We start from the raw sequence: 21,109 nt of genomic DNA, 5'->3' as shown, positions 1-21,109 counted from the left end.
AGGAGATGTCTGCATTGCATAAATACACAAAAAAAGAGCTGATGACCCTCATAACCGGCAAATTGCGCCGCAATTTTGGCCGTGACGTGGAGGAGGCCACCAGCCTTCATATGTTCAAGGCCTGCGCCATGGTGCTGCGGGATATCATTTCCGAGCGGCAGATGAAGTCCGAGGACAAGGTGATCGCGGAGCATCAGCGCCAGGTCCACTATCTGTCCCTGGAGTTCCTCATGGGCCGCTCCCTGATGAAGAACGCCTACAACCTGGGCGTGCTGGAGCCTCTGAAGGAGGCCATCGAGGGTCTGGGCTTCTCCGCTCCCGACCTGTTTGAGACCGAGCCCGACGCCGGTCTGGGCAACGGCGGCCTGGGCCGTCTGGCTGCCTGCTATCTGGACTCCATGACCACCCTGGATATCCCCGCCACCGGCTATTCCATTTGCTATGAACTGGGTATCTTCAAGCAGAAGATCGTGGACGGCCAGCAGGTAGAGCTGCCCGACAACTGGCTGGGCCTGGGCGACGCCTGGCTCATCCCCAAGATGGACGAGGTAGAGGAGGTCCGCTTCGGCGGCAAGGTGGAGGACGAGTGGGATGAGCTGGGTCACCACCGCATCAAGCACACCGACTACGACACCGTGCTGGCTGTGCCCAAGGATATGGAGATCTCCGGCTACCACACCGAGCACGCCAACATCCTCCGTCTGTGGGACGCCAAGAGCCCCACGCCGGTGGATATGCACCTGTTCTCCTCCGGCCAGTATCTGAAGGCTGTGGAGCAGCGAGCCATGGCGGAGTCCATCTCCAAGGTGCTCTACCCCGAGGATAACCACTACGAGGGCAAGTCCCTGCGTCTGAAGCAGCAGTATTTCTTCGTGTCCGCCACCATTCAGTCCATCGTGCGCAAGCACCGGGCCGAATACGGCACCCTGCGCAACTTCCACCAGAAGCACGTCATCCAGATCAACGACACCCACCCCACTCTGGCCATCCCCGAGCTGATGCGCATTCTGCTGGACGAGGAGGGCTACGGCTGGGATGAGGCCTGGTATATCGTCACCCACACCATCGCCTACACCAACCACACCGTGCTGGCCGAGGCTCTGGAGCGCTGGCCCCAGCAGCTCATCGAGACCCTGCTGCCCCGGATCTGGCAGATCCTTATCGAGATCTCCAACCGGTACCAGAAGGTGCTCACCGACTACTTCCACGGCGACCTGTCCAAGGTGGCTCCCATGGCCATCATCTGGGGCGGCGAGGTCCGTATGGCCAACCTGTGCGTGTGCGCCTGCTTCAAGATCAACGGCGTGTCCGCCCTTCACTCCGACATCCTGAAGAAGGATGTGTTCCACGACGCCTATCAGCGTACCCCCGACAAGTTCACCAACGTGACCAACGGCATCGATCACCGCCGCTGGCTGGGGGAGTGCAACCCCCGCCTGGATGAGCTGATCCGGGACTGCTGCGGCAGCGACAAGTACCTGCTCCAGCCCGACGCTCTGAAGGAGCTGGAGAAGTTCCAGAACGATGCCGGCGTGCTCTCCCGCCTGGGCGAGATCAAGACCGCCAACAAGAAGGCCTTCGCCACCTGGGTGGCCCGGGAGCACGGCATTTTCCTCAACACCGACGCCATGTTCGACGTGCAGGTGAAGCGGCTCCACGAGTACAAGCGTCAGCTGCTCAACGTGCTGCACATCATCTACCTGTACCAGCGGATGAAGAACGATTCCCACTTCGACTTCACCCCCCGCACCTACCTGTTCGGCGCCAAGGCGGCCCCCGGCTACGCCGTGGCCAAGCGGATCATCCGCCTCATCAACTCCGTGGCCGACATGATCGCCAAGGACCCCATCTGCAAGGACCGGCTCCAGGTGGTCTTCCTGGAGAACTACCGGGTAAGCCTGGCCGAGAAGCTGATGCCCGCCTCCGAGCTCTCCGAGCAGATCTCCACCGCCGGCAAGGAAGCCAGCGGCACCGGCAACATGAAGTTCATGATCAACGGCGCCGTGACCATCGGCACCCTGGACGGCGCCAATGTGGAGATGCACCAGGTGCTGGGCGACGAGAATATCTTCCTCTTCGGCCTGAAGGCCCATGAGGTTGCCGAGCTCAAGCACAACGGCTACAAGTCCTATGAGTACTATATCCACAACAACGACCTGCGGTCTGTGGTGGAGCAGCTCAACCTGGGCTTTGGCGACGGCGTTAACTACGACGACATCGCCCGCCGGCTGCTGTTCGGCGACGGCGGCCCCGCCGACGAGTACCTGCTGCTGGCCGACTTCGAGAGCTACCGGGACGCCCATGCCCGGGCCGGTCAGGCCTATCTGGACCCCAAGCGGTGGAACAAGATGTCTCTGATGAACATTGCCCGCTCCGGCATCTTTGCCGCCGACCGTTCCATCCGGGACTACGCCAAGGATATCTGGAACGTTCCCGTCCGGGAGATCAAGTAAATCACCTGCGATTCCGCGGGCGGCCTTTTGGCCGCCCGCTTTTTTACCCGGATGCAATCATTCGGCCCGCCGCCGCGCTTTCTAGGCAGAAGGACAAGAAGGGAGTGAACGCAATGCCCACCCTCAATGGCAATTCTCTCTCCTGTGAGGAGATCCTGGACCGCTACGGCCCGCTGGTCTACCGCATGGCCATCCAGGGCACCGGCAGCGTGGCTGACGGGGAGGACGTGGCCCAGGAGGTCTTTGTGAGCCTCATCCAGTGCGACCCCCGCTTTGCCGATGAGACCCACCTGAAAGCCTGGCTCATACGGGCCACCGCCAACCGCTGCAAAAGCTGGGGGCGCTCCCCCTGGCACAGACGCACCGTTCCTCTGGAGGAGGCCCGTCAGGCCGCCCCGCCGCCGGAGACCGGCGGCACCTGGGAGGCGGTGGCCGCCTTACCCCCCAAGTACCGCTGGCCGGTGTACCTCCACTACATCGAGGGCTATACCGCCGCCGAAATCGCCCAGCTGCTGGGCTGTCCCCGGAACACGGTGCTCTCCCGGCTGAGCCGGGCCAGAACCAAGCTGAAAGACGCGCTGAAGGAGGAATGGGCATGAACAGCAAAGATTACCGCAGCACACTGGGCGGCGTGACCCCCTCCCCCGCCTGGCGGGAGCGCACCCTGGCCGCCATGGAGCAGGCCCAGGGAAAAAAGCGGCCCTCCCGTAAGCCTCTGGCCATCGCCGCCACGGCGGCGGCTCTGGCTGTAGCAGTCACCGGGGGCGTATGGCTGTCCGGCCGGACCGAAGTGGACCCCGACGGCCCCGGCGTGGCCCGCACCCCGGAGCCGGTGGTGACCCCTACGCCCACCCCCGGTATGCCCAAGGTGTGGGACGAAAGTTTTTCCTTCGTCACTAATCCGGGAAATCTGGCCGCAAACTCCCCCTCCGCGGGACGTCTGGATGAACTGACCGAGCTGCCCGTCTATGAAAATCCCATCCCCACCGAGGAGGAGCAGCGCACCCTGCTGGATCAATGGGCAGGAATCCTGGGGCTTACCATCACTGATGTTGAATGGACAGCCAGCTATGGGGAAGAAACCATGGGCCGGGAACCCACTTTGAGGGCGGAATGTGCCGACGGCACCAAGCTGTGGCTGAGAGGTATGTACGACCTGTACCTTTATGATTCTCCCGACCTGACCGCCATCCATGATCGGGCCCTGCAGGCTCTGGTCCAAGCTGCAGCTTCCAGATCGGAAAATCAGGCTGCCGCCCCGGCAGTGTACACCAGCAAATCGGAGACCTACGGTTTCGATGGCATGGCCCGCACTACCTGGACCACCGTGGTTCGAGATCCGGACGCCCCTCTGGAGGAACAGATCTGGGACACCGCTTTCCAGTGCATGGAGTCCACGGACAGCACCCTGAGGATCTATCTCCCCCCTGCTGAAAGCATATCCACCTATCCCCTCCGTTCGGAGGCGGAGGCCGTAGCTTCCTTCCTCTCGGGGGACTACTGGGGATGCCACTATACCTCCCACCCCGACCAGGCAACCGTCTTGCTAGTTGAACTGGAATATGATCTCACTATGGGTCAGCCCTACTTCCAGCCCGTATACCGCATCCTCTATACCCAGGATTACTGGGATGAGGTCATCGCCGACTGGGTGTTTGACGGGGTGGACCCCTCCCCCTTTACCGGGGTTGGCGTTGCCTACGTCCCCGCCATTGACCCGGAGTATCAGGACGAGGTGCCCTACCGGCGGTATTGCAACGACGGTCTGGCTCACATGACCCCTGCGGATCTGCTCTAAAGAGCTTCTTCCCCTTTTTGACCGAAAATCGTCACAAAGATGTAACCCCCCTGTTACCCATCCCGCCTGCCGCACTGGTATACTGGAGCAAAAGGAGGGATGCATCATGACGGAAGATTACGCCCGTACGCTCAAACGCAGGACGCTGGTCGCCCTGGTTGCAACTTTGATTTCTCTGGTCCTGCTGGGGGCCGCCGTGTTCTGGATGTGGTGCAGACTGTTCGGCCCCCCGGAGTTCATGCGCAAGGACAATCCTCCCCTCACCCCCCAGAGCGCCCAGTCTCAGCTGGACGCCGGGGCCGCCGTCCCGCCGGTATGGTAAAGGGCCTGACTGTCTCTCTTGCTGCTCTGGTACCAGTATGATCTCAAACAAAAACGCAGGCTGCGCATGATGCGCAGCCTGCGTTTTTTGTTTAAACGACTTACTCAGCCTTCTTGAACATTTCCTTGTCCACGCCGCACAGGGGGCAGGACCAGGAGGAGGGCACCTGCTCCCAGGGGGTGCCGGGGGCCACACCGTGGGCGGGGTCACCCTCAGCGGGATCATAGATATAGCCGCACAGGGAGCACACCCACTTGCCGCCCTCGGTCTTGGGGGCGTCCACCGGCACGGTGCACAGGGCGGCCACAGACTTGGCGTAGTCGGCCATGGCATCCAGGTCGGCCTGGGTGGGAGTGAAGAGCACCCGGAAGGGGGCCTCGGGGGCGGCATAGCGCAGGCCCTTCAGGAAGGTGTGGAGCATGGGTGCCGCCTCGCCGCTCCAGCCGTAGGCGCCAAAGGCGCCGGCGGCCTTGCCCTTCAGGTTGATGGGATCGATGGAGGTGAGCACATCCCACACAGCCTTGGGAGCGGCGCGGTTGATGGTGGGGGAGCCCACCAGCAGCACGTCGGCCTCATGGGCCAGCTTCACGCACTCGGCATAGGGCACCACGGTAACGTCGGCGGTGGTGACGGCGTAGCCCTCACCCTCCAGAGCCTTGGCGGCAGCTTCCGCCAGAGTGCGGGTGCAGCCGTAGGCGGAGGCGTACACCACAAAGGCGGTGCGCTGGGTCTTGGGAGCGGGGGTGCTCCAGGTGCGGTAGAGCTCCTTGGCCTTGGCAATGGTCTCGGTCAGGCAGGGGCCGTGGCTGGGGCACACCAGCTCCACGTCGGCGGGCATCTTGTCCAGACCGGCCAGCACGCTGGGCTTGAAGGGTCCAAAGATACCGGCGTAGTAGTAGGCGAACTCGCCCTCATAGGCCTCCTTGGCGTGGATGTTCTTATCCAGCATGGTGGGCTCGCAGAAATGAGCGCCCAGGAAGTCGCAGGTAAAGAGGGTCTTGCCCTCCTTGTCCCAGGTAAACATGGAGTCAGCCCAGTGGAGCATGGGAGAGGGGATGAACTCCAGCACCCGGTTGCCCAGGTCCAGGGTATCGCCGGCAGCCACGGTACGGCAGGGCAGATCCAGGTTGGTGATATCCTGCAGGTGCTTCTTGCCCGCCTTGGTGGCGATGATCTCCAGCTTGGGGCAGACCGCCATCAGCTTAGCCACGCTGCCCGAGTGGTCGGGCTCGTTGTGGTTCATAATCAGGTAATCCACATCCTCCACAGGAATGACCTGGCGGATGTTGTCCAGATATTCGTCAAAATAGTCGGTATGTACCGTCTCAATGAGGACGTTCTTCTCCCCCGTCAGCAGGTAGGCATTGTAGGAGGTACCATATTTGGATTCCATTACGATGTCAAAGACCCGCAGCGCAGGGTTGAGGACGCCCACAGACCAGAGATTTTCACGCAGCTTGATGGCGCTCATGGTGGTTCCTTCCTTTCTTATTGTCAAAAATTATTTCCTAGCAGGTCACAGTATATTATCCTCTCTTCCGCTTGTCAAGCGCTATGGGATAAACTGTCACGTCTGTTTTCCACAATTCTGCCGCCTTGACTTTCCTTCTGTATAAGGCTACAATGAAGAATTGCGAAACCGCACTTTTTTTGTCTGAGGTGACTGTTCATGTCCATCTATCTCGATAACGCCGCCACCACGCCGGTGTGTCCCCAGGCGGCCAAAGCGGCCTATGAGGCCATGACGGAGGGCTACGGCAACCCCTCCTCCGGCTATGCCATCGGCCAGGCCGCCGCCGCCAAAGTAAAGGAGTACCGTGCTGTGGTGGCAGGCAGGCTGGGCTGCCTGCCGGAGGAGTTGACCTTTACCTCCTGCGGTACCGAGGGAGACAACTGGGCCATCCGGGCCGCCGTGGAGCATGGGAAGCGGAGCGGGAAACATATCATCACCACCGCCATCGAGCACTCCGCCGTGCTGGAACCCATCCGCGCTCTGGCCGCCCAGGGCTATGAGGTCACCTACTTAAAGCCGGACAAGTCCGGCCACGTCTCCATCGACGATCTGAAGGCCGCCCTGCGGCCCGACACGGTACTGGTGTCCATGATGCTGGTGAACAACGAGCTGGGCACCCTTCTGCCGGTGGCGGAAGCCGCCCGGGCCATCAAGGCCGCCAACTGCCCCGCCCTGCTCCACTGCGACGCGGTGCAGGCCTTTTTGAAGGTCCCCTTCACTCCCAAGGAGCTGGGGGTGGATCTGCTCACCATCAGCGGCCACAAGATCCGGGCGCCCAAGGGTATCGGCGCCCAGTACATCCGCAAGGGTCTGGACCTGAAGCCCCTGCTGCTGGGAGGCGGGCAGGAGAACGGCCTGCGTTCCGGTACCGAGCCCACCGCCCAGCTGGCGGCCCTGGCTGCTGCCTGTGAGGCCTGGGACCCCGACGCACCCGCTCGTATCGCAGCTGTAAAGGCCCATGCCCTGGAGGTCCTCTCCTCTGTTCCCGGCCTGGAGGTGGTCAGCCCCGGCGACGCCCCCCACATCTGCGCCATTTCTCTGCCCGGCTATCCCAGCGAAATGCTGGTGCGGGACCTGTCCGACCGGGGGATCTACGTCTCCTCCGGCTCGGCCTGCCACAAGGGCAAACCCAGCCACGTCTTTGCGGCTCTGGGGCTGCCCAAGCGCACCCTGATGGGTGTACTGCGCATCTCCTTCTCCCCTGACAGCACCTGTGAGGAGGCCGGCGCTCTGGCCGGCGCCCTCACGGAGATCACACAAACTCGGATCGCAATGAGGTGACGCTTTGTTTTCCTATATGAACCGAGGGCGGGCTTTTTACCGCAACGTGGTATCACTGGCCCTGCCCATCCTGCTGCAAAATCTGTGCACCACTCTGCTGGGTCTGGTGGACACCTTCATGGTAGGCTCTCTGGGCGAGGCCCCTCTGGCCGCTGTGGCCCAGGCCAATCTGCCGGTGTTTGTCATTCAGCTGGTGATTTTTGGACTGCAAAGCGGCTCCTCGGTGCTTATCAGCCAGTTCTGGGGCAAGAAAGACACCGATACCATCAACCGGGTCATCGGCACCGGCTGCTATGTGGCGGGAGCCATTGCCGCTCTGTTTGCCATCATTATGTGCTTTTTCCCCACCCAGCTCATGGGCCTGCTTACCGACAATGAGGAGCTGATCCCTCTGGCTGCCAGCTACGCCCGCATCGTAGGCCCCTCCTACCTCTTTAACAGCCTCACCGGTGTGTATGTGGGCGCCCACCGCTCCATGGAGAACCCCAAACTGGGCATGATCGTCTTTGCCACCTCCATGGCCACCAACACTTTCCTGAACTGGGTGTTCATCTTCGGCAACCTGGGGGCCCCCGCTCTGGGGGTGGAGGGTGCAGCCTTTGCCACCCTGCTCTCCCGTATCCTGGAGTTCGGCATCACCATGACCTATGCCCTCACCAACAAGCGGTTCCAGCTCAAGCCCACTCTCATGTTCCGGCCGGGACGGCCCCTGATCCAGAAGTTCTTCCGCTATTCCGGCCCGGTGGTCCTCAACGAGACCCTGTGGGGCCTGGGCACCTCCATGCACAAGGTGGTCATGGGCCATATGGAAAACTCCACCGAGATCCTGGCTGCCCGGGCTCTGGCAGGCAATCTGGAGGATCTGTGTACCGTGGCCATCTTCGCCGTGGGCGGCACCACCGCCATCATTATCGGCCGTGAGATCGGCGCCGGGCGCCGGGAACACCTCTATGAGATCGGGGCCACTTTGAACACTCTGGCCATGATCTGCGGCCTGGTGATCGGCGGGCTGCTGGTCACCTTCACCCATACCTTCTTCCCCACCCTGGTCTATCCCTTCTTCCATCTGTCCCCCATGGCGGGAGAAATTGCTACCATGATGCTCACCATGATCGGCGTCTGTCTCCCCCTGCGGGCCTTCAACTCGGTGAATACCGTGGGCGTGCTCCGGGGCGGCGGCGACGTGCGGGCGGCCTCCCTCATCGACGTGTGCCCCCTGTGGCTGGTGGCCCTTCCCCTGTCCGCCCTCTTCGGTCTGGTGCTGAAGTGGGGTGTCTTCTGGGTGTATGTGGGCGTTATCATGGAGCAGATCACCAAATTTATTGTGGGTGTGCCCCGGTTCCGCTCCAAGGCCTGGATCAATGACGTGACCCAATATGTGAAGAAAGAGGAGGTCTCCCAATGAAGATCACCGTTCTAATGGAAAACTCCGCCCAGGATGGACTGATTCCCGAGCATGGCCTGTCCTTTTATGTGGAATACCGGGGCGGCCGCTACCTGCTGGATGCCGGAGAGTGCGGCGCGGTGGTGTACAACGCCGCCAGGCTGGGGGTAGACCTTTCAAAGGTGGACAAGGCCGCTCTGTCCCACGGGCACTATGACCACGCCGACGGCTTCAACGCCTTCTTCGCCGTCAATCCCTCCGCCGCCGTCTACGCCCGGCCCCGGATCACCGACCCGGAGATCTGGGCGGAGAAGGAGTACATTGGCGTCAACATGGGGATGTTCTGCCGGCACGAGAAGCGCTTTGACCTGGCGGAGGGACCCCGGGATCTGGCGGAGGGCCTCCACCTGATCCCCGACCGGGTGAAGCATGAGCAGTCCCTGGTGGCTGAGACCTCCGAAGGTCTGGTGGTCCTCAACTCCTGTTGCCACGCCGGAGTGGTGAAGATTCTCACCCAGCTCTCCGAACAGTTCCCCGGCACCCCGATCCGTGCGGTATTGGGCGGCTTTCATCTGATGGGCAAGGAGGGCGTGACCACCCTGGGCCCTACCCCGGAGAAGGTACGATCCATCGCCGCCGCCCTGCGGGATGATTTAAAGGTACAGGACATCTATACCGGCCACTGCACCGGAGATCCCGCCTACGCCCTGCTGGAGGAGGAACTGGGCGACAGGCTTCACCACCTCACCGCCGGAGCGGTGTATGAATTTGCCGACTGAATCAAAAAGGACGCGCCTGCGGCGCGTCCTTTTCTTATAATTCCCGTTCCATTCTAATATCGGACAGTTGAAACCACTTGTCAGAATACGTGACGTATTCAAATCCCAGCTTCTCATAGATCCGCAGGGCAGCCTTCAGCTTGTGGTTGGAGGTGATCACGATGGTCTTTTGTCCCGCGTCCCGGGCGGCCTGGATCACCGCCTCCATCAGGGCGGTGCCAATGCCCCGCTCCCGGTACTCCTCTTTGACGCCGAACTTCAGTGCCTCGCACACACCGTCGCCCTGAAGCTCCAGCATGACCATGCCCACAATCTCCCGGCCGCAGCGGGCCAGCAGCACACGGCCGCCCCCGGCGATAAAGCGGTGCGGATCGGCCAGCATCTCCAGGTCTACCGGCTCCAGCAGGTCATACTCCAGCAGCCAGGGCAGAGAGATGTCCTCCAGATCCTGTTTGTAGCGCTCCTCGTAGTCAATGATCTCCACGGGCACCGTTCCGTCCACAGAGACACCCCTCCTGTTTGCAAGTATTGTTCCTTATTGGATAGAATACCATTGAACGGCTCCCGCGTCAACCGCTCTGATTTGCATTCTGAAGGTCTGTCTGCTATCTTTTCTTCGTTCACATTTAATTTACAACCCTGCCTATTGACTTTTTTCCCGGACGGTGCTACATTATCTTTAGCACTCAGGTAGTATGAGTGCTAAATCAAAAGTGAGGTGGCCGCTATGGATTTAACCGAACGCAAAAAACGAATCCTGCGCGCCATCATCGAAAGTTACATCCAGTCGGCGGAGCCGGTGGGTTCCAAGGCCATTGCCTCTTCCATCGGCATGGAGATCTCTTCCGCCACCATCCGAAACGAGATGGCGGATCTGGAATCTCTGGGACTGCTGGAAAAGCCCCATACCTCCGCCGGACGCATCCCCTCTCCCAAGGGGTATCGGTTCTACGTCAACGAACTGATGGAGGAGCACAAGCTCTCCCTTCAGGAGACCGAGCGCATCAACCAGGCCCTGCGGATGAAGATGCAGGAGCTGGACCGGGTGCTGGACCAGGCCGGCCGGGTGGTGTCTCAGTTGACCAACTACCCCGCCTTTGCTCTGTCCTCCGGCATGAGCCGGGTGACGATCCGCCGGTTTGACCTTCTGATGGTGGAGCACAACGCCTTTATCATCGTGGTAATGACCGACACCAATGTGGTGCGCAACCGGCTGATCCGGCTGCCCTCCGATTTGACGGAGGCTCAGCTGCAGATGCTCAACACCCTGCTCAACGCCACCTTTACCGGCCTGCCTCTGGATGAGATCACGCCGGAGCTGATGCGGGTGGCCCAGCACGCCGCCGGAGAGGCCTACGGGCTCATCTCCTTGGTGGTCTCCTTCGCGATGGAGGTGCTGGAAAGCCTGGAGCAGCGCACCGTCCACACCTCGGGCATCGCCCATCTGCTGGAGCTGCCTGAGTACCGCTCTTTGGAGCGGGCCCAGCCGCTGCTGAGCTACCTCTCCGAGGACGCCGATCCCGCCCGCTTCCCCGTTCCCAAGGACGCCGCCATGAAGATCCTCATCGGCCCGGAAAATGTGGCCGACGCATTGAAGGATACCAGCGTGGTGGTGGCCAGCTACGATATCGGCGACGGAATGCGTGGCGTTATCGGTGTGGTGGGACCTACCCGTATGGATTATGCCAAAATTACCGCCCGCCTTTCCTATCTGGCCGAGGGACTGTCCCGGCTGTTCGGGCAGGGCGAGCTGCCGGGCGGCAGCGACGATCATAAATAGGAGATGAATGCATCCCATGAGTAAGAAAGAGAAACAGCCCGAAGAGGTCATCCCCGAGGAGCAGACCGCGCAGACCGCCGCCCCCGAGGCCGCGGAGGATGCCCCCAATCCCCTGCTGGAGGAGCTGGAGGCTCTGAAGCAGAACCTCACCGACCAGGAGGACAAATTCCTCCGCCTGGCCGCCGAGTACGACAACTACCGCCGCCGCAGCCAGAAGGAAAAGGAGTCGGCCTGGGCCGATTCCAAGGCGGAGACCGCCGCCGCCTTCCTGCCGGTGTACGATAACCTGGAGCGGGCCCTCAAGCAGGACACCGCCGACGAGGCCTATAAGAAGGGCGTGGAAATGACCATGACCCAGCTGAAGGAGGTCCTCTCCAAGCTGGGCATTCAGGAGATCCCCGCCCTGGGCGAGACCTTCGACCCCAACCTGCACAACGCCGTCATGCACGTGGAGGACGAGAACGCCGGAGAGAACACCATCGTAGAGGTGTTCCAGGCCGGTTTCCGCACCGAAGAAAAGGTGATCCGGTTCTCCATGGTCAAGGTGGCCAACTAATTCATGTTAAAAAACAATTTACGATATATTGGAGGAATTGATTATGTCTAAGATCATCGGTATCGACCTCGGTACGACCAACTCTTGTGTTGCTGTTATGGAAGGCGGCGAGGCCGTCGTTATCGCCAACGCGGAAGGCAACCGCACCACCCCCTCTGTCGTGGCCTTCTCCAAGGACGGCGAGCGCATGGTGGGCCAGGTGGCCAAGCGCCAGGCTATCACCAACCCCGACCGCACCATCGCTTCCATCAAGCGTGAGATGGGCTCCAACTACAAGGTGAACGTGGACGGCAAGGCCTACACCCCCCAGGAGATCTCCGCTATGATCCTGCAGAAGCTGAAGGCGGACGCCGAGGCTTATCTGGGCCAGCCTGTCACCGAGGCTGTCATCACTGTTCCCGCTTACTTCACCGACGCTCAGCGTCAGGCCACCAAGGACGCCGGCCGCATCGCCGGTCTGGACGTGAAGCGTATCATCAACGAGCCCACTGCCGCCGCTCTGGCCTACGGCGTGGATAAGGAGACCGACCAGAAGATCATGGTGTACGACCTGGGCGGCGGTACCTTCGACGTGTCCGTGCTGGAGGTTGGCGACGGCGTCATCGAGGTGCTGGCCACCGCCGGTAACAACCGTCTGGGCGGCGACGACTTCGACAAGGCCGTCATGGACTGGATGGCCGCCGAGTTCAAGAAGGACACCGGCATCGACCTGACCGGCGACAAGGTCGCCATGCAGCGCCTGAAGGAGGCCGCCGAGAAGGCCAAGATCGAGCTGTCCGGCGTGACCTCTACCAACATCAACCTGCCCTATATCACCGCCGACGCCACCGGCCCCAAGCACCTGGATCTGACCCTGACCCGTGCCAAGTTCGATCAGCTGACCGCTTCCCTGGTGGAGGCCACCGCCGGCCCCGTCCGTCAGGCCATGAGCGACGCCGGCCTGGGCTCCGGCGACCTGTCCAAGGTACTGCTGGTGGGCGGCTCCAGCCGTATCCCCGCCGTGCAGGACATGGTGAAGAAGCTGACCGGTAAGGAAGGCTTCAAGGGCATCAACCCCGACGAGTGCGTGGCCATCGGCGCTGCTCTCCAGGGCGGCGTTCTGGTGGGCGACGTGAAGGGCCTGCTGCTGCTGGACGTGACTCCTCTGTCCCTGGGCATTGAGACCATGGGCGGCGTTATGACCAAGCTCATCGAGCGCAACACCACCATTCCCGCCAAGAAGAGCCAGGTGTTCACCACCGCCGCCGACAACCAGACCTCCGTTGAGGTCCACGTGCTCCAGGGCGAGCGTGAGATGGCTCAGTACAACAAGACCCTGGGCCGCTTCAACCTGGACGGCATTGCTCCCGCCCGCCGCGGCGTGCCTCAGATCGAGGTTACCTTCGACATCGACGCCAACGGCATCGTGAACGTGTCCGCCAAGGATCTGGGCACCGGCAAGGAGCAGCACATCACCATCACCTCCTCCACCAATATGTCCAAGGAGGACATCGACAAGGCCGTCAAGGAGGCCGAGCAGTTTGCCGCCGAGGATGCCAAGCGCAAGGAAGAGGTTGATGTGCGCAACCAGGCCGACCAGGTGATCTACCAGACCGAGAAGGCTCTGGAGGACGCCAAGGACAAGATCGACGCGGGCGACAAGGCCACTGTGGAGGCCGCCATCAACAAGCTGAAGGACGCCATGAAGGGCACCGATATCGAGGCCATCAAGGCTGCCACCGAGGAAGCTTCCAAGGCCTTCTACCCCATCGCTGAGAAGATGTATCAGCAGGCCAATCCCCAGGGCGGTCAGGCCGGCCCCGACATGGGCGGCGCCAACTTCGGCGGCCAGGCCGGCGGCACCAACACCGACCCCAACGTGGTGGACGCCGACTATCAGGTCGTGGACGACGATCAGAAGTAATTAAACAGGAAAACACCGCGGGCGGGGGCTTGTCCCCCGCCTGTGTGGCGTTCCGTTTTCTCCCAAACGGTGGATCGTGGAGAGCTGCTTTCACACTTCACTTTCCACGCTCCACTCTGAAACAGAGGTGAACACCAATGCCTGAACAGAAACGAGATTATTACGAAGTCCTGGGCGTAGCCAAAACCGCCAGCGAGGACGAGCTGAAAAAGGCCTACCGCAAGCTGGCCAAGAAATACCACCCCGACCTGAACCCCGGCGACAAGGACGCCGAGGCCAAGTTCAAGGAGGTCAATGAGGCCTATGAGGTCCTCTCCGACAAGGAGAAGCGGGCCAAGTACGACCAGTTTGGCCACGCCGGCGTGGACCCCAACTTCGGGGCCGGCGGCTTTGGCGGCGGTGGGTTCGGCGGCTTCGATATGGGCGATATCGACCTGGGCGATATTTTTGGCTCCTTTTTCGGCGGCGGCTTTGGCGGCGGTGGAAGCCGCCGGAGCAACGGCCCCATGAAGGGCGAGACCCTGCGGGCCTCGGTGACCATTTCCTTTGAGGAGGCCGCCTTCGGCTGCGAGAAGGAGATCACCCTCAACCGCACCGAGAACTGCGATTCCTGCAAGGGTACCGGCTGTGCCCCCGGCACCACCGCGGAGGTCTGTCCCGACTGCCACGGCAGCGGCACCATCCGCATCCAGCGGGGCGGCGGGGCCTTTACCTTCGCCACCACCACCACCTGCCCCAAGTGCGGCGGCAAGGGCAAGATTATCCACCAGCCCTGTAAGGACTGCGGCGGCACCGGCAATGTGCGCAAGCAGCGCAAGATCACCGTCAGCATCCCTGCCGGTATCGACAACGGCCAGGCCGTCTCCCTCCGAGGCCAGGGCGGCGCGGGCCGCAACGGCGGTCCCGCCGGTGACCTGCTCATCAGCGTCACCGTCCGTCCCCACGAGTTCTTCAAGCGGGACGGTACATCGGTATTCCTGGAGCACCCGGTCACCTTCCTCCAGGCCACCCTGGGCGCCGAGCTGGAGATCCCCACCATCGACGGCAAGGTGAAGTGGAACCTGCCCGCCGGTACCCAGCCCGGCACCACTTTCCGCCTGCGGGGCAAGGGCATTCCCTCCGTCAACGGACGGGGCCGGGGCGATCAGTACGTCACTGTCAATGTGCAGGTCCCCACCGATCTGACCCGTGAGCAGAAGGAGGCGTTGCGTGCCTATGGCGAAGCCATGGGCGAGATTCCACCCAGTCCGGCGGACGGCGTGAAATCTTTCTTTGACAAACGCAAGAAGAAGAAATAAAATAAGAGGACGAGTACACTATACTCGTCCTCTTATTTTGTCTGTGAGGTGCTCCTATGGGACCCATTCGATACATCGTCTATCTCTTTCCCATCCTGACCATTGCGGCGCTGCTGGGCTTCTTCCTGTGGTATGCCCAGACCATGCGGGCCCCCCTGGCCCAGCAACTGGCCCCGCTCCCGGAAAAGAGGCCCTTCACCTTTGCAGGCCGGCGGCATCCCCTGGTGAAAAAGGACGCCATCCCCATGGTACTGATCACCATTGCCTATGCCGTCACCGCCTTCTTTAACCTGGGCTCCACCACCGCCCCTCAAAACCCCTGGGACTTCGGCGATGAAAAATCCGCCACCTTCGCATTTTCGGAGGAATACCTGGCCTCCAAGCTGTGGTATTTCTGCGGTCTGGGCACCGGCAAGTATCAGGTTGAGATCTCCGCCGACGGGATGAACTGGCTCTCCCTGTGGCAGCGGAAGGACAACGCTGATGATCCTGACCAGATCACCGGCTACTACTGGGCCGACGGCACCGGCTACGGCGCCAGCTATGCCATGACCCAGAACTACAACCAGTTGTTCAAATGGAATGAGATCACCTTTGATAACCCCCAGTATATTCGCTATATCCGGATTACCGGTCAGGCCAACAAAGGCCTGCTGGAGCTGAACGAGCTGGCCCTGTTTGACGAAAACGGCAACCGCATTTGGATCAGCGACAGCACCAATCCCCTCTTCGACGAGGCGGATACGGTACCTGAGACCATCTCCTTTGAGAACTCCGCCTACTTTGATGAGATCTATCATCCCCGCACCGCCTATGAGCATCTGCGGGGTGTGGAACCCTATGAGATTTCCCATCCGCCTCTGGGCAAGCTTATTATGAGCGTGGGCATCGCCCTGTTCGGCATGACCCCCTTCGGCTGGCGGTTTATGGGCACCCTCTTCGGGGTCGCCATGATCCCTCTGCTCTATCTGTTTTTGAAAAACCTCTTTGGCCGCACCTCCATTGCCACCTGCGGCACCATTTTGCTGGCAGTGGACTTCATGCACCTGACTCAGACCAGGCTGGCCACCATCGATACCTACGCTTTTTTCTTCATCCTGCTGATGTACTACTTCCTGTACCGGTATCTGACCCTGCCTGACGGTGCCTCCTTCAAGCAGTGCGCCCTGCCCCTCTTCCTGTCGGGGCTGTTCTGGGGCATCGGTGCTGCCTCCAAATGGACGGTAATCTACGGCTGCACCGGACTGGTGGCTCTCTATTTCATCGGTCTGGTGGTCAAACTGCGCCGCTGGCCGGAGGAATCCCGCCAGGAGCGGACAGGCTGGACGGTGAAGATCCTGGTCTTCTCGGTGCTGGTCTTTGCGGTCATTCCCGCCATCATCTATGTTCTGTCCTACCTGCCCTACGCCGCGGCCTCCGGGGACCTGTCCCTGGGAAATCTACTCAGCGAGATGTGGGAGAACCAGAAGTATATGCTCTCCTACCACAACGGCGTCACCTCCTCCCACCCCTACTCCTCCCGGTGGTACGAGTGGCTGGTCAATGCCCGGCCCATCCTGTACTACATGGACAACTCCGTGGCCGGAGTCACTACCCGCTTTGCCGCCTTCCTCAATCCTGTGGTCTGTTGGGGTGGTCTGGCAGCCATGCTGGTGTGCGCCGCCCAGACCTTCCGTCCCCTGTGGGCCAAGCTGACCTTCTTTGGCCTCTCCGGACTGGGCGGAGCAGCCTCCGCTGCCTGGGTCACCGGCGTTTTTGACCCGGAGACCGATACCCAGACCCGACTGCTCTGCCTGGTACTCATCGTGGCCCTGCTGGCCCTCTATCTGGTCCTGAGCTGGTTTGTCAGCCGCACCTTCCGGCAATCCTCTCCCATTGCATTGTTTATTCTCATCGGCTATCTGGCCCAGCTGGTGCCCTGGTTCTTCATCGGACGTATCACCTTCGCCTACCACTACTTCCCATCAGTACTCTTCCTCATCCTGGCTCTGTGCTATGTATTCTATACCCTGTCCAAGAAGGAAGAGATGATCCGTTGGAAACCGGCCATGTATGCTGTCACCGGCGGCGCAGCGGCGCTGTATGCTCTGTTTTACCCAGCGCTGGTGGGCATTACCTATCCCAGCTGGTATGGAACCTGCATTCTGAAGTGGTTCCCCGCCTGGCCATTTTGAGGAGGTTACCATGTTTCTCACCGACTATCACACCCACACCATTCTCTCTCCCGACGGCAGCGTGCCCCTGGCCGATATGGCCGATGCCGCTGTGGCTGCGGGACTGAATGAGCTGTGTATCACTGATCACTGCGACCTGCTGGAGCTCTACGGAGAGCCGGTAGACCACTACGACTGGCCCCCCGCCTTGGAGCAATACGCCGCCGTGGCTCCCCGTTACGCCGGCAAGCTGACCATCCGCCTGGGCCTGGAGTTCGGCATGGCCCACCTGAATCCGGAACTGAGCCGCACCATTCTGGACCAGCCGGAGCTGGATTTTGTGCTGGGCTCGATCCACAACCTGTGTCCGGAAAAGGGGGGTACCGACTTCTACTATGTGGACTACCCCGATCCTGCGGCCTGCTATGCCGCTCTGGACGATTATTTTGCTTCCATGGCGCAGCTGGCAGTCACCGATTTCTACGACGTGCTCAGCCACATCATCTACCCCCTGCGCTACATGGATCACCCCATCTCCCTGGACCGCTACCACGATGTGCTGGACGGTATCTTCCGGGCAGCGGCGGAACGGGGCCGCGGCATCGAGATCAACACCTGGCGTGGCCGCACTCTGAAGGAGTGGCTGCCGGTGCTCAAGCAGTTCAAGGCCTGCGGCGGCGAGATTGTTACCATCGGCTCTGACGCACACACCACTGACGGGGTGGGCAAGGGCTGTGAGCAGGCCTGCCAGCTGCTGGCGGAGGCGGGCTTCCGCTATCTGGCCACCTACGAGAAGCGCAGACCTGTGTTCCACACACTGTAAGGAGGATGTTATTATGATCGCACTGGGTTCTGACCACGGAGGACTGGCCCTCAAGCGCCACGTCATGGACTATCTGGACCAGCACCAGCTGGCCTACAAGGATTACGGCTGCTACACGTCTGACAGCTGCGACTATCCCGACTTCGGCCGGGCGGCGGCTGAGGCGGTGGCCTCCGGCGAATGTGACCGGGGCATCGTCATCTGCACCACCGGTATCGGCATCTCCATCGCCGCCAACAAGGTGAAGGGCATTCGCTGCGCCCTGTGCAGCGAGCCCCTGTCCGCCGAGATGACCCGCCGGCACAACAACGCCAATATGCTGGCTATGGGCGGCGGTCTCATCGGCAACAACATGGCCGACAAGATCCTGGATGCCTTCCTCAACACTGAGTTTGAGGGTGGCCGCCACCAGCGCCGGGTGGACAAGCTGGAGCCCTGACCATTACCGCCAAAAAAGGCGCGCCTTACGGCGCGCCTTTTTGCTGCTTATTTAACCTGTTTTCCCTCCAGGAACACGGCCTGGACCTTACCGTTCCAGTCAAAGGGATGGCCCTGGGTGACCACGATATCGGCGTCCTTGCCGGGGGTCAGGGTACCCACCCGATGGCCGATGCCGGCGATCTCAGCCGGATTGCGTGTGATGGCCGCCAGAGCCGCCTCCTCCTCCATGCCACCCCGCACCGCCATGGCGGCGCACAGGGGCAGGTACTGGATGGGGGTCTCCGGGTGGTCGGTACAGATGGCCACCCGTACCCCAGCTTTGGCCAGCAGGGCCGGGTTGGCCAGGGTCTGGCCCAACAGCTCCGGCTTGGAGCGGTCGGTGAGGCAGGGGCCGGTAATCACCGCAGCCCCCTCAGCGGCCAGCAGGTCGGAGATCTTGTAGCCCTCGGTACCGTGGACAATGACGTACTTCAGGCCGAACTCCCGGCTGAGCCGTACCGCCGTGGCGATATCATCCGCACGGTGGGCGTGGAAGTGGGCGGGCACCTCCCCCTTCAGCACCGGCAGCAGAGCCTCCAGCTTGGCGTCATAGTCAGGCATATCGGTATCCGGGTCCTCCGAGGCCTTGTCCTGCTTGTCCTGATATTCCATGGCCTTGGACAGCTCCTCCCGAATCAGGGCGGCTGTGGCCATGCGGGTCACCGGGGTCTCCTTCCGGTCGTTGTATACCGACTTCGGGTTCTCCCCCAGAGCAAATTTCATAGCCGCCGGGGCTTTAACCACCATCTCATCCACCCAACGGCCGTCGGTTTTCAGAGCCAGGAACTGCCCAGCGATGGGGTTGGCAGAACCGGGGCCGGTGAGCACCGTGGTGACGCCCCCCTCCCGGGCCTCCTGAAAGCACCGGTCCAGAGGATTCACCCCGTCGATGGCCCGCAGCTGGGGGGTGCAGGGGTCGGTGGACTCGTTGCCGTCGTCCGCTTCAAACCCCAGGGAGTCTCCAAACAGGCCCAGGTGGCAGTGGGCGTCAATAAAGCCGGGCAGGATGTGCCCTCCCCGGGCATCCATCGCCCCCTCTGCGACGGCGGTCAGCTCCTCCATGGGTCCCACCGCCGTGATCTTTCCATCCTCAAAGGCCACATAACCCCGCTGGATCACCGGCCCATCCATGGGGTGGACCACCCCATTGACAATCATCATCTTCTTTCCGACCCCTTTCGTCAAATCTTTTGTTTGACATTTTTAGTAATTTATAGTATATTGTATTCACAGCTCACAGGAAGGACAAGTGCGATCCACGTCACCATTCAATCCATTCTTCTGTGTAATATTGGGCGTCTCCTAACGGAGACGCCCGTTTTTTCTGTCTTTGTTCAGGGAACATACTGTTCCATCAGGGTCACATCCCGCTCCAGGTATCCGCCGCTCCGCCACAGGCGGAAGTGGATCACATCGCCCGCTTCCATGCCTTCCTTCAATGCCAGCAGCTCCTCAATGGTGGTGATGCTCTGTCCATTGGCCTCCACGATCACGTCGCCGGGAAAAACACCCTGCTTTTTGGCGTCGGAGTCCTGCTGTACACTTTTCACATAGACCCCCAGCGGCAGGTCATATTCCTCCGCCATCTCTTCGGTAACTGTGTAGCAGGTGATACCGATGGAAGGCTCCCCGCTGACGTAGCCCTGGCGGATCAGATCGTCCACCACCGTCTTGACGGTAGTGGTGGGGATGGCAAAGCCAAGACCCTCCACCGTATCGTCATAAGCGGACATCTTCATATTGGTGATCCCCACCACCTGGCCGTATTCATTGATGAGGGCACCTCCCGAATTGCCCGAGTTGAGGGCGGCGGTGGTCTGGATGAGCACCATACTGTACCCGTCCACATCCACATCCCGGTTGATGGCGGAGATGATGCCGTCGGTCATGGTGCCCCGCAGCTCCTGGCCCAGGGGATTGCCGATGGCAACCACCGTATCCCCCACCTGCAGCTCGTCGGAATTGCCGAACACAGCAGGATGCAGGTTCTGCGCGTCGATCTTGAGCACGGCCAGATCGGTGGGCACATCCATCCCCACCAGCAGAGCCTCATAGCTGCTGTCGTCCTGGAGAACCACCTCCACGGAACTGCAGCCCTCGATGACGTGGGTATTGGTAATAATGTAGCCGTCGGCAGACAGCACCACACCGGTGCCGAAGGAGTAGGACGTCCCCGCGTCGCCCCAGATGGACACGATGGACTGGATGTTTTCCTGGTAGATGGTCTGGAGCGTATGGGCCTGCGTCTGAGGCTGGGGCGTCAACGTCAGGGTCACATCGTCCCCCAAGGGGGCCCGCTCCACGGTGGTCTCTCCGGTCTCCTCGTCCTCCCAATCCCAGGTATCGCCCCAGTCATAGGGGGTGTTTTCGGGGGATTTATCACCAGAGTGGAATAAATCCTCCCGGGGGGACAGGGAATCACCCACCCAGCGCAGCACTACCGCCGCGACCAGCAGCAGAGCCAGGGCGCAGCAGAAGAGCACCACAGCCTTCCCCGGCCCTCTCCGGCCCGGACGCCGTCGGCGGTCCTGGTCCTCCGGCGGATAGACCCGGTTCTGGTCGTAATAGTAGCCGTGCATGGCTCCC

General features: G+C 61.3%; 18 protein-coding genes. 14 read left to right on the top strand and 4 right to left on the bottom strand.

The window, feature by feature from the left end:
• The first annotated feature begins 5 nt into the window (after positions 1 to 5).
• The 4 genes from B5F94_RS05550 (at position 6) to B5F94_RS05535 (ending at position 4,573) form a co-directional block, all read left to right on the top strand.
• The gene (locus B5F94_RS05550; protein ID WP_087328597.1) at positions 6 to 2,453 is read left to right on the top strand and encodes a glycogen/starch/alpha-glucan phosphorylase; all 2,448 of its coding nucleotides are present in this window, start codon (positions 6 to 8) and stop codon (positions 2,451 to 2,453) included.
• 113 nt (positions 2,454 to 2,566) lie between these two features.
• Entirely contained in the window at positions 2,567 to 3,052 is a 486-nt protein-coding gene (locus B5F94_RS05545) for an RNA polymerase sigma factor (RefSeq protein WP_087328595.1), read from the top strand.
• On the top strand, positions 3,049 to 4,251 hold the full coding sequence (locus B5F94_RS05540; RefSeq protein WP_087328593.1) for a hypothetical protein: 1,203 nt from the start codon (positions 3,049 to 3,051) through the stop codon (positions 4,249 to 4,251). The genes B5F94_RS05545 and B5F94_RS05540 overlap by 4 nt, the downstream gene beginning before the upstream one ends.
• Positions 4,252 to 4,357: 106 nt before the next feature.
• Complete coding sequence (locus B5F94_RS05535; protein WP_087328591.1) at positions 4,358 to 4,573, top strand: hypothetical protein; 216 nt, start codon at positions 4,358 to 4,360, stop codon at positions 4,571 to 4,573.
• A 100-nt stretch (positions 4,574 to 4,673) separates the two neighbouring features.
• Here B5F94_RS05535 and B5F94_RS05530 read toward each other — a convergent pair whose 3' ends face one another.
• Positions 4,674 to 6,044, bottom strand: coding sequence for a rubredoxin (locus B5F94_RS05530; protein ID WP_158100259.1), 1,371 nt, complete (start codon positions 6,042 to 6,044; stop codon positions 4,674 to 4,676).
• 198 nt (positions 6,045 to 6,242) lie between these two features.
• Between B5F94_RS05530 and B5F94_RS05525 the strand changes: the two genes are divergently transcribed.
• Genes B5F94_RS05525 through B5F94_RS05515 form a run of 3 tightly spaced genes read left to right on the top strand, consistent with a single transcriptional unit; the run spans position 6,243 to position 9,530 of the window.
• Complete coding sequence (locus tag B5F94_RS05525; protein ID WP_087328589.1) at positions 6,243 to 7,367, top strand: cysteine desulfurase family protein; 1,125 nt, start codon at positions 6,243 to 6,245, stop codon at positions 7,365 to 7,367.
• A 4-nt stretch (positions 7,368 to 7,371) separates the two neighbouring features.
• Positions 7,372 to 8,772, top strand: coding sequence for an MATE family efflux transporter (locus B5F94_RS05520; protein ID WP_242965598.1), 1,401 nt, complete (start codon positions 7,372 to 7,374; stop codon positions 8,770 to 8,772).
• Positions 8,769 to 9,530 (top strand): MBL fold metallo-hydrolase, encoded by a 762-nt coding sequence (locus B5F94_RS05515; RefSeq protein WP_087328587.1) that lies wholly within the window; start codon positions 8,769 to 8,771, stop codon positions 9,528 to 9,530. Before B5F94_RS05520 ends, B5F94_RS05515 begins: the two co-directional genes overlap by 4 nt.
• Positions 9,531 to 9,564: 34 nt before the next feature.
• Here B5F94_RS05515 and B5F94_RS05510 read toward each other — a convergent pair whose 3' ends face one another.
• A complete protein-coding gene (locus B5F94_RS05510; protein ID WP_087188862.1) occupies positions 9,565 to 10,032 on the bottom strand; it encodes a GNAT family N-acetyltransferase in 468 nt (155 codons plus the stop codon).
• Between the two features lie 225 nt (positions 10,033 to 10,257).
• Here B5F94_RS05510 and hrcA point away from each other — a divergent pair, with 225 nt between their 5' ends.
• The 7 genes from hrcA to rpiB all read left to right on the top strand — a co-directional run bounded on the left by hrcA (position 10,258) and on the right by rpiB (position 18,482).
• Positions 10,258 to 11,310 (top strand): heat-inducible transcriptional repressor HrcA, encoded by a 1,053-nt coding sequence (hrcA, locus tag B5F94_RS05505; protein WP_087328585.1) that lies wholly within the window; start codon positions 10,258 to 10,260, stop codon positions 11,308 to 11,310.
• Positions 11,311 to 11,326: 16 nt separating this feature from the next.
• Complete coding sequence (grpE, locus tag B5F94_RS05500; RefSeq protein ID WP_242965597.1) at positions 11,327 to 11,866, top strand: nucleotide exchange factor GrpE; 540 nt, start codon at positions 11,327 to 11,329, stop codon at positions 11,864 to 11,866.
• Positions 11,867 to 11,909: 43 nt separating this feature from the next.
• Complete coding sequence (gene dnaK / locus B5F94_RS05495; RefSeq protein ID WP_087328580.1) at positions 11,910 to 13,769, top strand: molecular chaperone DnaK; 1,860 nt, start codon at positions 11,910 to 11,912, stop codon at positions 13,767 to 13,769.
• 137 nt (positions 13,770 to 13,906) lie between these two features.
• Positions 13,907 to 15,067: a molecular chaperone DnaJ gene (dnaJ, locus tag B5F94_RS05490; protein WP_087328578.1), complete on the top strand. Its 1,161-nt coding sequence runs from the start codon at positions 13,907 to 13,909 to the stop codon at positions 15,065 to 15,067.
• Between the two features lie 56 nt (positions 15,068 to 15,123).
• On the top strand, positions 15,124 to 17,241 hold the full coding sequence (locus B5F94_RS05485) for a glycosyltransferase family 39 protein (protein WP_087328576.1): 2,118 nt from the start codon (positions 15,124 to 15,126) through the stop codon (positions 17,239 to 17,241).
• 10 nt (positions 17,242 to 17,251) lie between these two features.
• On the top strand, positions 17,252 to 18,043 hold the full coding sequence (locus B5F94_RS05480; protein ID WP_087328574.1) for a histidinol-phosphatase HisJ family protein: 792 nt from the start codon (positions 17,252 to 17,254) through the stop codon (positions 18,041 to 18,043).
• Positions 18,044 to 18,056: 13 nt separating this feature from the next.
• A complete protein-coding gene (rpiB, locus tag B5F94_RS05475; RefSeq protein ID WP_087188855.1) occupies positions 18,057 to 18,482 on the top strand; it encodes a ribose 5-phosphate isomerase B in 426 nt (141 codons plus the stop codon).
• Between the two features lie 47 nt (positions 18,483 to 18,529).
• On the opposite strand, the gene B5F94_RS05470 is transcribed toward rpiB, so the two are convergent.
• Both B5F94_RS05470 and B5F94_RS05465 read right to left on the bottom strand, forming a co-directional pair.
• Complete coding sequence (locus B5F94_RS05470) at positions 18,530 to 19,684, bottom strand: amidohydrolase (RefSeq protein ID WP_087328573.1); 1,155 nt, start codon at positions 19,682 to 19,684, stop codon at positions 18,530 to 18,532.
• A 173-nt stretch (positions 19,685 to 19,857) separates the two neighbouring features.
• Entirely contained in the window at positions 19,858 to 21,102 is a 1,245-nt protein-coding gene (locus B5F94_RS05465) for a S1C family serine protease (protein WP_087328571.1), read from the bottom strand.
• Positions 21,103 to 21,109: the final 7 nt, after the last annotated feature.

This window comes from Flavonifractor sp. An4, assembly GCF_002161755.1.
Taxonomy (GTDB): domain Bacteria; phylum Bacillota; class Clostridia; order Oscillospirales; family Oscillospiraceae; genus Flavonifractor; species Flavonifractor avicola.
The sequence above is the reverse complement of the archived record's forward strand: the minus strand, read 5'-3'. Positions and strand labels throughout refer to the sequence as shown.

Excerpts from the sequence above, each read along its gene's own strand:
- B5F94_RS05550 (WP_087328597.1), top strand. The coding sequence starts at position 6 with ATGTCTGCATTGCATAAATACACAAAAAAAGAGCTGATGACCCTCATA.
- B5F94_RS05545 (WP_087328595.1), top strand. The coding sequence starts at position 2,567 with ATGCCCACCCTCAATGGCAATTCTCTCTCCTGTGAGGAGATCCTGGAC.
- B5F94_RS05540 (WP_087328593.1), top strand. The coding sequence starts at position 3,049 with ATGAACAGCAAAGATTACCGCAGCACACTGGGCGGCGTGACCCCCTCC.
- B5F94_RS05535 (WP_087328591.1), top strand. The coding sequence starts at position 4,358 with ATGACGGAAGATTACGCCCGTACGCTCAAACGCAGGACGCTGGTCGCC.
- B5F94_RS05530 (WP_158100259.1), bottom strand. The coding sequence starts at position 6,044 with ATGAGCGCCATCAAGCTGCGTGAAAATCTCTGGTCTGTGGGCGTCCTC.
- B5F94_RS05525 (WP_087328589.1), top strand. The coding sequence starts at position 6,243 with ATGTCCATCTATCTCGATAACGCCGCCACCACGCCGGTGTGTCCCCAG.
- B5F94_RS05515 (WP_087328587.1), top strand. The coding sequence starts at position 8,769 with ATGAAGATCACCGTTCTAATGGAAAACTCCGCCCAGGATGGACTGATT.
- hrcA (WP_087328585.1), top strand. The coding sequence starts at position 10,258 with ATGGATTTAACCGAACGCAAAAAACGAATCCTGCGCGCCATCATCGAA.
- grpE (WP_242965597.1), top strand. The coding sequence starts at position 11,327 with ATGAGTAAGAAAGAGAAACAGCCCGAAGAGGTCATCCCCGAGGAGCAG.
- dnaK (WP_087328580.1), top strand. The coding sequence starts at position 11,910 with ATGTCTAAGATCATCGGTATCGACCTCGGTACGACCAACTCTTGTGTT.
- dnaJ (WP_087328578.1), top strand. The coding sequence starts at position 13,907 with ATGCCTGAACAGAAACGAGATTATTACGAAGTCCTGGGCGTAGCCAAA.
- B5F94_RS05485 (WP_087328576.1), top strand. The coding sequence starts at position 15,124 with ATGGGACCCATTCGATACATCGTCTATCTCTTTCCCATCCTGACCATT.
- B5F94_RS05480 (WP_087328574.1), top strand. The coding sequence starts at position 17,252 with ATGTTTCTCACCGACTATCACACCCACACCATTCTCTCTCCCGACGGC.
- rpiB (WP_087188855.1), top strand. The coding sequence starts at position 18,057 with ATGATCGCACTGGGTTCTGACCACGGAGGACTGGCCCTCAAGCGCCAC.
- B5F94_RS05470 (WP_087328573.1), bottom strand. The coding sequence starts at position 19,684 with ATGATGATTGTCAATGGGGTGGTCCACCCCATGGATGGGCCGGTGATC.
- B5F94_RS05465 (WP_087328571.1), bottom strand. The coding sequence starts at position 21,102 with ATGCACGGCTACTATTACGACCAGAACCGGGTCTATCCGCCGGAGGAC.